The sequence below is a fragment of the Paenibacillus tyrphae genome (assembly GCF_000722545.1).
Taxonomy (GTDB): Bacteria; Bacillota; Bacilli; order Paenibacillales; family NBRC-103111; genus Paenibacillus_G; species Paenibacillus_G tyrfis.
In genome coordinates, this window is sequence record NZ_JNVM01000037.1 from 1 (window position 1) to 14,600 (window position 14,600).

Genomic DNA, 14,600 nt, shown 5'->3' on the forward strand with positions numbered 1-14,600 from the left:
TCACAAACGGGGCTCAGTCCCAAACCTGCTCGACCTTTTTATAATCACTTTGTCATGTATTGATTTAATCTATCTCTAATTTCTATAATTCCTTGTTGTTCGACTACTTCTAGTCTGACTTTTCCACCTTCTGTAGACCCAGGAACGTAGTATGTCTTATACATCAGAGGGATTAAATTCGATATCTCTTTAACTAATGTTAGATACTTTTCATTATCACTTTGAGTGAAACTATTTTTATTTTTCTTGTAACTATTTTCCATATTTTCGGTTATGATTAACATACTTTTGACTATTGGCTGGATAGACGAACGCCCCACCGCACGGTCCAGAATATCGGAATAAGCTTCAATCTGTGCTAATTTTCGATTCAGATCAATAATGTATTCTATTGAAAGATTGTCAGTTTTACTATCGAGTATTTTATCATAACTGTTCAGAATCGTTGTCAATGAGTAACCAACAAGACTTTCTATTTTTATGTTTTTGTCACGCTGTTGCTCGTAGATAACCGATGCCGAGATTAATAAAAGGACAATAACTATAGATAGTAATACAATATTCTTCTTAAACAACCGATTCACTCCTTCAACCGTAGCGCCAACGTAGCCGCGCACAGCAGTTCAATAGCTGTTCTAGTCGGCATCCGGTATGGCCAAGCTTTCTCATAAAATCGTAGACTTTGCCTTATATAATATTTACATGCGTCATGTTAAGTGCTGTCTTTTTTGAGCGATAATGGATCGTACGTTGCATTTATGTATGAGATACCCATATTTTACTACTACAGCACGCCTCAGGCAAATTACAGAGAGCTGCGGTCCGGCTGCCGACATGTGCCTAGGTTACGATAAACATAAATATAGTGTTGATTCGATTTGCATTCCGAGTAAAACTGCTTGAGCAATTGGCTAACCCAACCTGTGGTACACAATCATGTTACCCATTCTGCTTGTGTAGCAGATGGATACTGTTTCATCACTGCAGCCATATGGATCAAACGTTTCTACCACCCATTCCCCCGCCGCACTTCCTCGACGATCGCCCGGACCCCTTCGTCAATCCGCTCCCGTTGCGCCCGCGAAACGCTGATGCGGATAAACTTCTCCCGCTCCGCGTAATCCGCCAAATAAAACGGCTTGCCGGAAACGACGCTGACCTTCCTCTCTGCAAGCCGCCTCACCAGACGCTCGATATTGGTCGTCCTCGGCAGCTTAAACTGAACATAGACGCCGTAACGGACATCCGCGGCTTCGATAAGTCCCGCTTCGTTATGGCGCCGCAACGCCTCGTTCAACTCGTGCATCCGTTCTTCGTACAAGCCGTATATTTTGTGCTTGTGCCGCTCGTACATGCCGTTCTTGATGTAAATTTCGAGCGCCGCCTGGGAGAGCAGCGAGGTGTCGGGGTAATTTTTGTACTTATGGTACGTCTTCAGCAGCCGCTCCGGCAGCACGACGGCTCCGAGCCTCAGGCCGGGAAAAATGATTTTGGAGAAGCTCTTCAAATAAACGACGTGTGAGCTCCGGTCATAAGCGTGAATCGGGTCGAACCGCTCGGCGCCGAGGTCCGCCATATAATCGTCCTCCACGACGTACACGTCGTATTTGCCGGCCAGCCGGGCGATCGCCTTCCTCTCCTCCGCGCTGTACGAAGTGCCGAGCGGATTGTGGTATCTCGACATCGTGTAAAAAAATTTAATCCCGCCACTGCGGAACCGCTCCTCCAGCTCCTGCAGGTCGATCCCCTTTGTCGTCCGCGCAATGCCACGAACCGGAATGCCCTCCGCCTCCAAAAAGCGCAAATAAAGATCATAGCTCGGCTGCTCGACCAGAATGGTCGTCTTTCCGTTCGGGAACGGCATCTTCGCCAAAATTTCCAGCGCCTGCTGCGCGCCCGAGCTGACGAGAATCCGCTCCGCCTTGGCAAACACCTGATCGCCGGCCAAATGGGAAACGAGCGTCTGGCGCAGCGTTTCCAGCCCGTGCGAATCGCCGTAAGTAAACAGATGGTATTTATACGTATCGATCGCCTTGTTCAGACAATGCTGAAAATCCAAATACGGAAACACGTCCAGATCCGGCGACGCCGAAGCAAAATCAATCGTTTCGCTGACCGTCTCGCTGCGCCAGTCTCCCGACTTCTCGACCACGTAATAGCCGCTTTGCGGGACCGAATAGATCGCGTGGCGCTTTTCCAGCTCGGCATAGGCCCGGATAATCGTGCTGATGCTGCAGCCGTACTCTTCTGCGGCAGTGCGGACGGACGGCAGCTTCCGGCCGGGGCCGAAGTGCCCCTCCCGGATTTTATGCTCCATATCGGATAAGATCGCGACAAACTTTTTCATAATCCGCCCCCTTGCTCCCCTTATTATACACGAACCCGGCCAACTGTATCGATACAGTAGCAACAAAATGCCATTGTCCGGTTTACCCATTGGCCTTACCTTATAAGTAACGGGTTAACGAACCCGCACCCGACTGTCCAGGAAAGAAGGTTGTCCCCATGAACCAAAAAGGATTAAAGCTTGCTTATGTATTCGCCATACTGAATGCGGCGATTATCGGATTCTCGTTTCTGTTCACCAAAATAGCGCTCGAACACGCGCACCCGCTCGACACGCTGACGTTCCGTTTCGCCGCGTCGTTTGCGGTCATGTCAATCCCGGTCGTTCTGGGCTGGGTCAAGCTGACCTACCGCGGCAAGCCGCTCCGGAAGGCGCTGCTGCTTGCCACAATGTACCCGCTCGGCTTCTTTACGCTGCAAGCGTTCGGGCTGCAGCACGCCACCTCGGCCGAGGGCGGCATTCTGTACGCGTTCACCCCGGTCGTGACGATGGTGCTCGCCGCGGTATTTTTGAAGGAAGCAACGACCGTTCTGCAGAAGCTGTCGATTTTCCTGTCGGTCTTCGGCGTCGTCTTCATCTTTGTCATGAAAGGAAGCCGCATCGACTTGTCGAATATGACCGGGATCTTCCTGTTGTTCCTGACCTGCGTCGCTTTTGCCGGATACAGCGTGCTGGCCCGCTCGCTTTCGAAGCAGTTCAGCCCTGCGGAAATCACCTATTTTATGCTCGGCGTCGGCTTCGTCGTGTTTCTGATCGTTTCGCTTGCCAGCCACGCATCCACTGGGACGCTTGACCAATTTGTCGCGCCGCTGGCTAGCGGAACCTTTCTCGTCTCGATCTTTTATTTGGGCGTGGTGTCCTCGCTTGCCACCGCCCTGATGGCGAACTACATTTTGTCCAAGATGGAAGCTTCGAAAATGAGCGTGTTCAGCAATCTGGCGACCATCGTCTCGATCGCGTCCGGGGCTCTGTTTCTCGGGGAAGAGGTGACGGTGTACCATCTGATCGGGTCTGTCATGATTATAGCCGGGGTCCTCGGCACGAACCTCTTGGGGCGGAAAAAGACGGCTCCGCAAGGGATTCGTACAAAGCGTGCGGAAGCGTGAACCAATATGCCAAAAAACAGCCAGCCCTCTAATCTTCCGGAGGATTGGCTGTTTTCGCTTGTTTAACTTGGGATCGCCCGGCGAGCCGCGGGAATCTCGGACAACCATTCTTATTTCTCAACTGCCGCCGGATCCTCGGGCGTTTCCCGCCGAATGAGCAATGCGGCCAGCAAGCCAATCCCGAGAATAAGCGCCAGCAGCACAAAAGTCAGCGCATAGCTGCCGTTTTCCATAAAACGAATGGAGAGGATAGGGCCCAGGCTTGTTCCGGCAAATAATATAAACGTGTAGACCGAAACCGCAATCCCGCGCGATTTGCCTCCCAATTGGCCGACGAGCGAAACTAGTGCCGGCACGGAGAGCGCAATGCCTGCCACAAAGACCAAGCTCAATATAACCAGCAGCGGCAGGCTAGTTATCAGCCCCAACGAAGCGAGGCCCGCCATCGCCAGCAGCAGTCCGCCGCGCAGAACGGCACGAACGCCAAACCTTTTGGCTAAGCGCCCGGACAAAGGAGACAGCAGCATGCCGATCACCCCGATGGAGCGCACGTACAAAATTTCCTGCTTCGTTAGCCCGAAGTCCGGTCCGCTCAAGTAGCTGCCTAACACCGTGTACATGCTGACAAACGACAGGAGCAGCACCAGAGCGACAGCATAGCTGAGAAGAAGATTTTTCTGCGAAAATACGCTGCCGATTTGCTTCAAGGGCTCCCAGATGATGGCGTGCGCCTGTTGAATTTCCCCTTTCGGCAGGAACCGGATAACGAGAAACGCAGTCACGACATACGTACCTGCGAGAACATAAAATACCGCATTCCACCCGTATTGCTGGCTGATTAAACCGCTGACGACCTGCCCTACGATCCCGGCAACGAGGAAGCCTGTGCTGATAAACCCGATCGTCGTCACCCGTTTTTCCGCCGGGAACATTTCCACCGCATAAGCAAGCGCCACCGGCGAGAACGCGGCTGCCGCGGCACCCTGCAATCCTCTCAGCACAAGGAGCCAGAAAAAGCTGTCGGTCACGCCAAGCAGCAGCGTAATGACCGTTAACGCCATGAGTCCGATCACGATGACCTTTTTACGGCCGTATTTGTCCGACAACGCACCATAGATCAGGCAGCCGATCGCAAAGCCGAGGGAAAACACGCTACCCGCCGCAGCCGCCTGCGTAGGGGTGACGCCGAACAGATCGGCGAACAAGGATATCAGCGGAATGGTGACATACAGGCTGGACATCACCGCCATGCCGGACCAGCACAGCACCGCCGTCATCAAAGAATAGTTTCGCTTAGGAAGGGATGAGTTCACAGGTTGCAACATAAAGCACCTCTTTCGAATTTCGAATTAAATTAGGATCAAGCCGTCTCGATGGCCGTTTGCGAAAACTGCATATCGTACAAGGAATATAGTAAGACAATCTAACTATTATTCTAAAAAAAATTATCTCCCTACGCCTATCCTTGTCTCGATGCTCCGATGCAGCTTGCCCAGGATCTTCTCGAATACTCTGTGTTCCTCGGCATCCAAATCGCCGAGCAGCGAAGCGCAGGTCGACCAAAAAGTCGGCAATACTTGGTTCACCAAGGCCCGGCCTTCCGGCGTAATGCTGACATGAATCATGCGGCGATCCTTGGCGCTTTGTTCGCGGGAAACCCAGCCACGTTTTTCCAACCAATCCAATAGAGCCGTGACGGAAGCCCGACGGATTCCAAGCCGGTCTGCGATGCCGGAAGGCGTAATAAGCTCTCTGCCTTCATGCAGCATAAGCAGCAATAGCATATCCAGCTTGCTCTCGGTAATGCCAAAAGGAGCTAAATCGACGTCCATCACGTCGAGGATGTTGTCGCTAAGCCACAGCATGACCAGTCCCATGCGAATCGATTTGCGGTCCGCGTCTTGAGCTGCCGTTTTGTCCATAAGCTCCAAATAGGGGTCGATGCCCAGCGCAGGCAGTTGTTGATCCGCCGTGCATTCATTCCCTGTTTTTCGTTCCATGCCATCACCCTTCAACGTTGCGTCCGTAATAGTTAGATTATCTAACTATGACTATAACTTATTTAGCACCGTCCTGCAAGCCTTAATCTTCGGGCTATGTCACTGCGGCGTTGTTCAAACCGTCTTTACGAGCTGGAAAGTCGGGGCGCATGGCCCCGCTAAGACGTATATTCGTGAACGAGCTGCCGCAGCGCCTGCTTCGCATCCCTGTGGAAGCATCCGCCATGATAGCAAATAAGCCGCTCCACGTCGTAATCAAGCAAGCGCCGCACGGACCGGACGGCCTCCTCCAAATCTAACGTGAATTGCGGATTCGCGATGTCCAGCTTCCCCTGCTCGATAACGATGGCGTCCCCGGCGATCAGCGTCCGGCTCTCGGGAAGATACAGCGAAATATGCCCAGGCATATGACCGGGTGTATGCACGATCTCGATCCCGCCGCACCATGGCAGCCGCTCCCGATCGGCGACCGTCCGATCGACGGCAGCCGGCTCGATCGACTGCAGGAAGCGAATAAACTGCTCCGCTTGCGGCTTCGCTTCTTCCGGCAAAACATCAACCGTCGATTCGGCCTGCTCCAGCCTGAGCGACTTCTTCGTCCCTGCGATATACGGCGCTTCCACCTCGTGGGCAATGATCTCAATCCGCGGAAAAACCCGCTTCAACGCCGCCAGCGGACCCATATGGTCCATATCGTGGTGCGTCACAATCAGCTTAGTGATCGAATCAAGCCGAAGGCCGCAGCGGATGACCGCTTGTTCAAGAAGAGGCACAAAGTCCGGGTACCCACAGTCGACAAGAATGACATCTTCTTCGTCTTGAAGCAGCACCGGGGTAATCGTTTGTTTTTGTCCGCTGTATTCAAACTCGATATCGAGCAAATGGCAATGGTTCATACCTACCTCCAGATTCAGCATTTTTATGTTCCCCTCTGGCCGACAATGCAGGTTTATCTTACCAGATCGTCCTTTTCGTTGTCACGTTCTTCTTGTCATCACAGTAATATAAATCCCCCCTGAAAATCCAGTCGCATCATATTAATTCATTTTGGGAAACTATATGAAATAAATATCACTACTTCCCTAAATAAAGTTTATCTATATATAATATCGCTGTAGAGTCCGTCACTTTATTCACAAGTAAGGAGGTTTCTCCTCGATTCACCCCTGCCCATCAATTTATGATTAGGAGGAAATATCATGCTAACCCAAAAAAAATCAATTTCATCGATCGCAGGTATGGCGATCATCATCGGGACCGTGCTGCTGACGGCGGCGTGCGGGAACATTACGAAACCGGCCGATTATGAATCGAAAGCCGCCGAAGCGCCGGCCAAAAAGGACATTCAGCTGCTGAAGGATCTCCCTCAGCCGGTTACGATGACGATCGCCCCGTCGTTGGATGCCAAAGAAGCTACGGCGATGGTGCAAACCGCTCAGCGCTTCTACGCGTTCTGGAACACCGGCAATGAGGAGTTCCTTTCGCAAGCGGTCGCATCCAGCTTTACCGACAACACGCTGCCCAAGGGCCGGCCTCAAGGGCCGGATGGCCTGACCTTCGCCTCCCGCAATTTTCGTAAAGCCGTTCCCGACTTGCAGTGCAAAATTGAAGATTTATTGGTCGTCGGAGACAAAGTGACCGCCCGTCTTTCCTTTACCGGCACGTATAAAGGCGAGTTCTTGGGCAAAACGCCGACCGGCAAGCCCGTTCAATTCATGGCAATTGATGTGCTGCGCATCAAGGACGGGAAGCTCGTTGAAGACTGGCACTTGGAAGATAATTTAACGCTCATGCAGCAGCTTGGCGTCGTACCCGAAAATTAATGCAAAAAGACTGGGAAATCCGCCTGCGCTAAGCGGAGGGATTTCCCAGTCTTTTTAAGTTCAGCGACTCAATCGAGCAATTGCAGCTCCTTCGCCTGAGCGATCGCTTTGGTCCGCCGGTTAACCTTGAGCTTCGTGAAAATATTTTTCACATGCACCTTCACCGTACCGACCGCCACAACTAACTGCTCCGCAATCTCTTTATTCGTTAGTCCCGTGGCGAGTAAAGCGAGCACTTCCATCTCGCGCTCCGTAAGAGGCTCCTCCATTGCGTGCGGCGTTCTTGGACTCCCCTTCCCATTCTCCGGTTCACTGTCGAATTGGCCCAGCGACCGCAGCAGCTCGCAAATATACAAGCTCTGCGCGGCCATGGCATGAAAGATGCTAATCCGCTCCGGGGAAAACACGCCTGCCACAAGCGTATTTTCAAGATAAAGTACCCCAACCGACGCCCCGTGAACGGTCACCGGCATGCATAATGCGGATTGGGGCCGATGCTTCAGCAAGTACGGATTGTGCAGCAGCCAGCTGTCCTCCGTCCCGGTATAATGGACCGATTCCTTCGTTCTGGAGACATAACGCGCAATACCGCCGGGCAATAGCTCGTTATCCTCCAACGGCGTAAACGTGCTGAGAATGTTCACTTCGTCATCCGCATAGACCCGGACATACAGCTCGCCATGGGATTCCGTAAGCAGCGCGCCTTTTTGCGCTCCGGCATATTTCATCAAGGTGCTCATAATCTCCACCAGGACGGCGTCCAGATCCATCTTGTCCGCGATAGCCTGTGTCGCTTTGAGTATAGCGACCAGATCCATCCGCTCCGCGGCATGCGCCTCCTGACGGATGCCGAAGTCACGCGGTGCAGCATTCGCTGCCGTCTGACTACTGAAGAACGGCTGCCCGTCAGACATCAAGCTTTCGGTCTTCCCGGCGCCGCGCAGCGAATGAAGCCGCTCCTCCAATGGCCGGGCCTTTATACGGATTCCCCATTGTTTGAAGCCTTCCACGGTCGCCTGCCAATAAAAGGAGGCGATCTTCGCTCTTCCCTGACTTGCGTAATAATTGGCCGCCAATTCGTAGGCTACGCTCTCCATTTGGATATTCCCCTGCTCCTTGGCTTCCCGAATCGCTTTGTCATACATCGCCTCGGCTGCCGCGTAACGTTTTGTGACCTTGGCCCGTTCCGCTTCAATTAGACATAGCTTCGACGAGAAATTATCCGGACTCCATCGTACCCAGGTTTTAAATCGGCGAACAATTTGTTTCACACGTTTCGCCTTGTTGGTCCCGCTTCGCAACATACCGGGATCGGACAGCAGCGCGAGCGCCTCATAGAACAAACATTCCGGCAGATGAGGCAAATGGGTGGCGTACGCGGCAAATTTCTCCGCTTGCTGCGCCCACTGCGCGGCTTCGTCATACCTGCCGTTGAAGTAGCATAATTGCGTCTTGTACGTGTTGTATTGAAACAAAGTCGTCGAGAAGGTCTCCTCGGAATAAATATGCTCCAGGAACCGTTTTTCCTCAAAATCTTGGTCGTTAAACGAACAAGGCTCCGCCGTTTCCCCTTGCAGTGCCAATATAAATTGCCGGTACAGGTGAAAATTTTGCAGCACAAACTCATCCTTCGTTTCCGCCAGCACGGCCAAATATTCCGTTATCTTCTTGGACAACGCGTCTAACGGAGCTCTCGTGTACAAGGAATTGATATGCGCCCCCATCGAATAGCTCGAATACACGTAATCGCCTGACTCCATACCGAAACGAAGCGCTTTTTCCAAGTATGCGTCTCCTTCGTCCGCGCTTCCTACGAACTGGCAGAGCACCCCTCCGAAAATCATATGCGTGATCCCTTTGATCGAAGTCACATTGTAGCGCTCGGACAGTTCCAGACCGACCTTGGCCATCTCGTAGCCTTTCTCATACTTCCCTAGCGCAATTCCCAAAAACATACCGTACATCGAGTAAACGGCAGCAGAAACAGGGGTATTCCCGTACTTCAACGACAATCGAATCGCTTGGCATAGGAGCTGAAAAAACACGTTCTTATTGGTAAAAAACGTGGAAGCCATAATCGCAAAAATCATATGGATGGCAGCCACTCGGTCTTTATCCGTCATTTCCGGCAGGAAAGCAAGCCGTTTATCGTGGCGCCGGAGCCATAGCTCCACCCGCAAAAGCTCCGAAAAAACGGCGGCCTTCGACGGGGCTGGCGCGATGTCGATCCGGAACTCTTTCAAGCCCTGCAAGCCGAGAACCGTAGCTTCTTGATATTTGCCTAAGTTAATGCATTGCGTGATCCGAATCATCCATACTCTGGCCCGTTCGATGGGGTTGCGCGTCTGAAGCAGCAGTTGGTCGACCAATTGTACCGTATCCTCATGGTTCCCGCACAAATACTCGCATTCGGCCCGCTCCGCATGCAGCTCGAAGCACAACGCATAATGCCGGTCCCAATCCCCGGCACCAAGCAAGGCCGCCCCTTTTCTAAAGAAAACCAACGCGATATCGAAGGCTGTCGACGCCTTGGCCCGTTTCCCGGCAACGAGATTCATCTCCATCAACTGAACCGTTTCTTCTCGGTCTTCGATGACGCCTGAACCGATATTGAGATGGTGGACAGCCGTAAAAAAATCTTCGGACTGCTCGCCGTTTAGTTCCCTCAGCCATCTGCCGATCGAAAGATGCGTACGCTGCCGCGTTTCGTCATCCATCCGGTTGTATAACATTTTTTGGAAGTTGTCATGTAGGAACCGATAGCAGTCCGGACCTGACGACGCAATTAAGCCTTCATCGAGAGCCGAAGACAGCACCGATCCAACGGTCTCCACCGGCCGACCCGAAACCTTCGCAATAAAAGAAGTGTGAAACTCGCTGCCCGTGCATGCCGCAATCCGGAGCAGCTCCTGAGCCTCGTCGGAGATCCGAAGCAGCTTATGCTCCATCAGCTCATGAACCGTAAAGAACGGCTGCCGTTCGATAATTTGCCCCAAGCTCCAGTGCCAGCGCCTGTCCTCATGACTGTAGCGCAAGAGCCTGTCATCTTGAAAGCGTTGAAACATTTGTTTAAAGTGAAACGGATTGCCCCCGGATTTGTGGTACAGCACTTCGGTGAGAGGCATGGCCTCATCGGCATCGCAGTGTAGCGCGTCCATCACAATCGGATTCATTTGTTCCAAGGTCAACGCGTGCAGAGGGATATGGCGGACCGCGACCTCTTCGGTTACGCTTCCGCCCTCCTCATACCCTGGTAGCTTCTTCGGCTCCGGGTCTGCGTCGCGATAAGCGCCGACAAACATCAAATACTGGCTTTCCGGGTCGCAAAGAAGCGAATGAATCAACTGCAGCGACGAAGTATCGGCCCACTGCAAATCGTCAATAAACAGAACGAGCGGGTGCTCTTTTGAAGCCAACGCTTGAACGAATTTGCGAAATGCATAAATAAACCGCTTTTTGGCTTCATCCGGGGGCAGCTCTTCGGCGGCTGCGAAATCGCCAATCAGCAGCTTGACTTCGGGAAGGATCGCGGCAATGATCGCTTCGTTCGAGCTTAAGGCGTCGCGAAGCTTGCTTCGCCATGCTTCGACCCGATCCGAGCTTTCTCCAAGCAGATGACGCAGCAGCCCGCGAAAAGCTTGAATAATCGGGTAATACGGGCTTTCCTTGGAAATTTGCTCGAACTTCCCTGTGATATAGAACGTCCCCCGCAAATGCGTTTTCTGCCGGAGGAACATTTCTTCCAAAAGACTTGTTTTTCCAATTCCCGCCGGACCCGAGACATACACGACTTCCGTAGATCCGAAGCAAGTTGATTGGAAAGCTTGGGACAGCAGCGAAATCTCGGCTTCCCTGCCGTAAAGCACGTCTTTCATCCTAAACGGCTCGTACATCTCTCCGATTTTGTTCAAATCGGCTAGTAAAGCATCGCAATGAGGATAGCGGTTTTCCGCGTTTTTTTCCAGCAGCTTCCTCACGATAGCAATAACCGTCGAATCCACGGTCTGACTCGGATAGATGAGCGGCAGCGGCGCTTGCGCCAAATGGGCGTGAATCCACTCCAGCGGCTCTGCAGCCTTATACGGCAATTGCCCCGTCAGCATCTCGTAAAATAGGACCCCTAAAGCATACAAATCGCTTCGTTCGTCAACCTGCCGCGGCATTCTGCCGGTATGCTCGGGGGAAATGTACGGAAGCTGATCTATGAAAAAGTACAAGTCATCTTGGCGAAGCGGATTGTCCATGACCATGTGCTGAGCGTGGCCTAAGCCGGTCAGAGACACGTCCAGCGTATCCGGATGAATCAGAATATGGTCCGGCCGCAGATCCAGATGAACAATATGGCGGTGATGAAGCTCCTTGACGATGGAAGCGATCGCGCCGGCCAGTTGGACAAAGGTGCCCTGATCGAGGCCGCTGCTCCTGCTCAGGTACTCTCTTAAGGAGATTCTCCCGTCGTCCGCGAGCACCAGAGCGAGCGAGCTCCCGAATGTCCGCAAAGCAATCGGCTTCACGATACCGTCTACTTGTAAATTTTCGGCAATCTCGAATTCACGGCGAAGAAAGCCTTGCTCGGCTGCACCGCCTTCTTCGCTTTTGGCCGTTCGGATAAGTACAGGGTTCAATGGATCGTAATCTAAGAGAATCCCCCGGTATAGCCTCATGCGGCTGTCTTCACTCATTATGTCTATCACTTGGAATTCCAGATTAGGATTCATGTCCGACACCCCTAGCGTACTCCTTGATAACCTTATTTTAGAAACCTCTGCAGAAGCAAGTCAACCCCCATCATCTGCCGTAGGGCACGAGGAAGGAGGGCGTTTCCAAGCGCATAAAAGAGACGAGCCCGTCGGCCCGTCTCTTCAATCTTGCTTACCCGTCGATGAATCCCGCTGTTAGCAGCATCCGGTAAATGAGCACAGCCGTCTCGGCACGCGTTAATGACTTTTGCGGACGCAGCTCATTTCCATATCCATTCACCAATCCCGCATCAATGGCAGTCCGGATCGCGTCGCTCGCCCAGCCGCCAATCTGATCGCGGTCGGTGTAGACGGTGAGATCCGCTTGCCCCACGCTATGGCTTGTCGCCGAATCGGCATCAGCCAGCCGCAGCGCCCGAACGAGAGTGACGATCGCCTCTTGCCGCGATACCTTCCGGTCGGGCCCGAAGGTACCTTCCCCGAAACCATCCATGATGCCGTAAGCTTTCACAGCCGCTACGGCTCCGCTGTACCAGCTCGTTTCGCTTACGTCCCGGAAACCTGCTTGATTTCCGGCTTCCGGAAGCCCCATCGCTCTGGCAAGCAATGCGGCGAGCTCGGCCCGGGTAATCTCCGCTTCGGGAGCGAATCGGCTTTCCTCTACGCCATTAACGATCATTCGGCTGTTCATGCCGCCTATTTCAGCAGCCGCCCAGTGCCCTTGAATATCCGTTAACTTGGACGTTTTGGATACCGGTACGTAAGCGCTATTCGTGAGACTATGGATGACGGCGGCCTGCTGCCCGTCGACTTTGGTAAATTTCGTCGGCACCGGACGCGCACCGAGCTTCCCGTCCCACACGACGACCGTAGAAGCCTTTCCGGTGAAGTCCTTAGGCAGGAAAAGGACTCTTTCCACATAACGGCTGAAGCCGGAAATCTCTCGCTTCTCGCCATGACGAACCACTTGAACGGTAAAATGAACCGGGTCAGCGGCCAACTGGAAGCCGCCCTTATTCGCCGCATCCTGCAGTCCCGGTACCGCTTTGATCTTGCCAAGCTCGGTTGTCAGCTGAGCTTCCGCATCGTTCGTCCAATCGGACTCCTGGCGCGTTAATTCAGCCAGAGGCAGGTGATATTGGCCCTGCCGGGTTTTCAAAGTAAGAGCGTCCGCCTTCTCGGCGAGAAGGGTAACAGCTTTACCGGGAAGCCGCAGCGTCACTTTGCCCGCCTCATCCTCAATTGAAATCGCCAGATTCGTTTTAGTCGCAGCGGATAGCGAATCGAGCACCTTCTTTAGCGTATCCGCATCCAACACAGCCTCGACAGATTTCGCTCCGTTGGCATCGACTTGAAGTATGGCAATCCCGGACACCTTTTTATTATTGATCCAAATCGCAAGCGAATTGCTTGGCGCCGGCTGGCTCGGTGGGTTTGCCGCACTCGAAGGACTCGTAGAGCCTGAGCCGGAATCGGAACCAGAGTCGGAGCCACCCGAACCGGAGTCAGTACTTGCTGCCGATCGAATCACGCTAAGCGTATACGTTTTAACGGAGCCGTCCTGCGCTTTGACCTTCACCTCGAACGTGTTTTTCCCCGTCACAAGGGAATATTCGTTGGTCATCACATTGCCGGTTACCTGCAACCCGTTCACATAAACCGCAGAATAAACATCCGAGGGGGTCAGCGTCATTTTCAAACCATACACCGCATGGCTTACATCTACCGTATAGCTCGTGATCCCCGGGTTAAAATCGAACTTCACCGTCCCGCCTAAGCCTGTAAGCTGCCAGCCAGCCAAATTCGCATTGCCGCTCAACGGGACGATGTTCTTCACCTCGATCAGGCTGACGTTCGCATTGCCGGCTGCATCTGCGACATAGACCGAATAAATTCCGTTTTCTTGTATCGTAAAACGGTGGTCCATCATTTCCGTGCCTTGCTTGTCAAAATACGAGACGGAACGGCTTCCTGCTGCCCACTTGATCGAAGAAACGCGATTAAACTGGCCGTATACCGATGCCGTTACGGTAACGGTCACGCTCCCGAAGGTTGGGGCGACAGGGTCCGCATGCAGCTTGATATTCGGCGGCTGGTCGTACGTAAACGTAATGCTTACAGTGTGGTCCAGCGCTAGACCACTTGCTTCATCCTTGGCGAAATAAGTCACGTTCTCTGCCGCTGTATTGCTCACCGCAAAGGTGACTAGACCGTCCTGATCGGTTAATCCATAAACATGATCGATAACGGATCGTCCGCCGGCGGCTTGAAGCATCACCCGTTTTCCGGCGAGCGGATGATCGTAATCGTCCTTGAGCTTTACGAAGATGGAGGCTTTGCTGCTGCCATCCGCTCGTACGACGAGATCGCTCGCGGCCACCGTTGAGCGGGATACATTCACCTGACCAGGAAGAAGCTGAACGCTCGCGGTCTGTGCAATCGCAGCGCCGCCGACCGTCGCACTGATCGTCGCGGTGCCTACCGTCGTCGGCGCCGTCAGCGTCGCCGTGTAGGTGCCATTTTGGTTGTCCGTCACAGCGCTAACTGTGCCTAACGTCGACGTAATGGCAACCGCCGCGCCTCCGCTCGTCAACGCATTGCCATGCGCGTCCTTCAGCTTCACG

Annotated in this window: 9 protein-coding genes; 2 read left to right on the forward strand and 7 right to left on the reverse strand. The window is 53.1% G+C overall.

All coding sequences use genetic code 11. The features are described 5' to 3' along the window. Positions 1–44: 44 nt before the first annotated feature. Positions 45–575, reverse strand: a complete 531-nt coding sequence (locus ET33_RS30510; protein ID WP_036691155.1) for a hypothetical protein — start codon at positions 573–575, stop codon at positions 45–47. A gap of 431 nt (positions 576–1,006) precedes the next feature. Continuing rightward, on the reverse strand, positions 1,007–2,347 hold the full coding sequence (locus ET33_RS30515; RefSeq protein ID WP_036691157.1) for an aminotransferase-like domain-containing protein: 1,341 nt from the start codon (positions 2,345–2,347) through the stop codon (positions 1,007–1,009). A gap of 158 nt (positions 2,348–2,505) precedes the next feature. Here ET33_RS30515 and ET33_RS30520 point away from each other — a divergent pair, with 158 nt between their 5' ends. After that, positions 2,506–3,453, forward strand: coding sequence for a DMT family transporter (locus tag ET33_RS30520; protein WP_036691160.1), 948 nt, complete (start codon positions 2,506–2,508; stop codon positions 3,451–3,453). 110 nt (positions 3,454–3,563) lie between these two features. Here the strand turns inward: ET33_RS30520 and ET33_RS30525 are convergent, their stop codons facing one another. The 3 genes from ET33_RS30525 to ET33_RS30535 all read right to left on the reverse strand — a co-directional run bounded on the left by ET33_RS30525 (position 3,564) and on the right by ET33_RS30535 (position 6,349). Next, positions 3,564–4,778 carry an MFS transporter gene (locus ET33_RS30525; RefSeq protein WP_036691162.1) on the reverse strand — a complete coding sequence of 405 codons (1,215 nt, stop codon included), beginning with the start codon at positions 4,776–4,778 and terminating at the stop codon, positions 3,564–3,566. A 120-nt stretch (positions 4,779–4,898) separates the two neighbouring features. Continuing rightward, positions 4,899–5,453 (reverse strand): MarR family winged helix-turn-helix transcriptional regulator, encoded by a 555-nt coding sequence (locus ET33_RS30530; protein WP_036691164.1) that lies wholly within the window; start codon positions 5,451–5,453, stop codon positions 4,899–4,901. Between the two features lie 158 nt (positions 5,454–5,611). After that, positions 5,612–6,349 carry an MBL fold metallo-hydrolase gene (locus ET33_RS30535; protein ID WP_036691175.1) on the reverse strand — a complete coding sequence of 246 codons (738 nt, stop codon included), beginning with the start codon at positions 6,347–6,349 and terminating at the stop codon, positions 5,612–5,614. 303 nt (positions 6,350–6,652) lie between these two features. Between ET33_RS30535 and ET33_RS30540 the strand changes: the two genes are divergently transcribed. Beyond that, on the forward strand, positions 6,653–7,276 hold the full coding sequence (locus tag ET33_RS30540; protein ID WP_036691167.1) for an ester cyclase: 624 nt from the start codon (positions 6,653–6,655) through the stop codon (positions 7,274–7,276). A gap of 68 nt (positions 7,277–7,344) precedes the next feature. Here the strand turns inward: ET33_RS30540 and ET33_RS30545 are convergent, their stop codons facing one another. Then, positions 7,345–11,994, reverse strand: coding sequence for a helix-turn-helix transcriptional regulator (locus ET33_RS30545; RefSeq protein ID WP_235206863.1), 4,650 nt, complete (start codon positions 11,992–11,994; stop codon positions 7,345–7,347). A 154-nt stretch (positions 11,995–12,148) separates the two neighbouring features. Next, on the reverse strand, positions 12,149–14,600 hold a 2,452-nt coding region (locus tag ET33_RS30550), incomplete at its 5' end, for an S-layer homology domain-containing protein (RefSeq protein WP_200879254.1).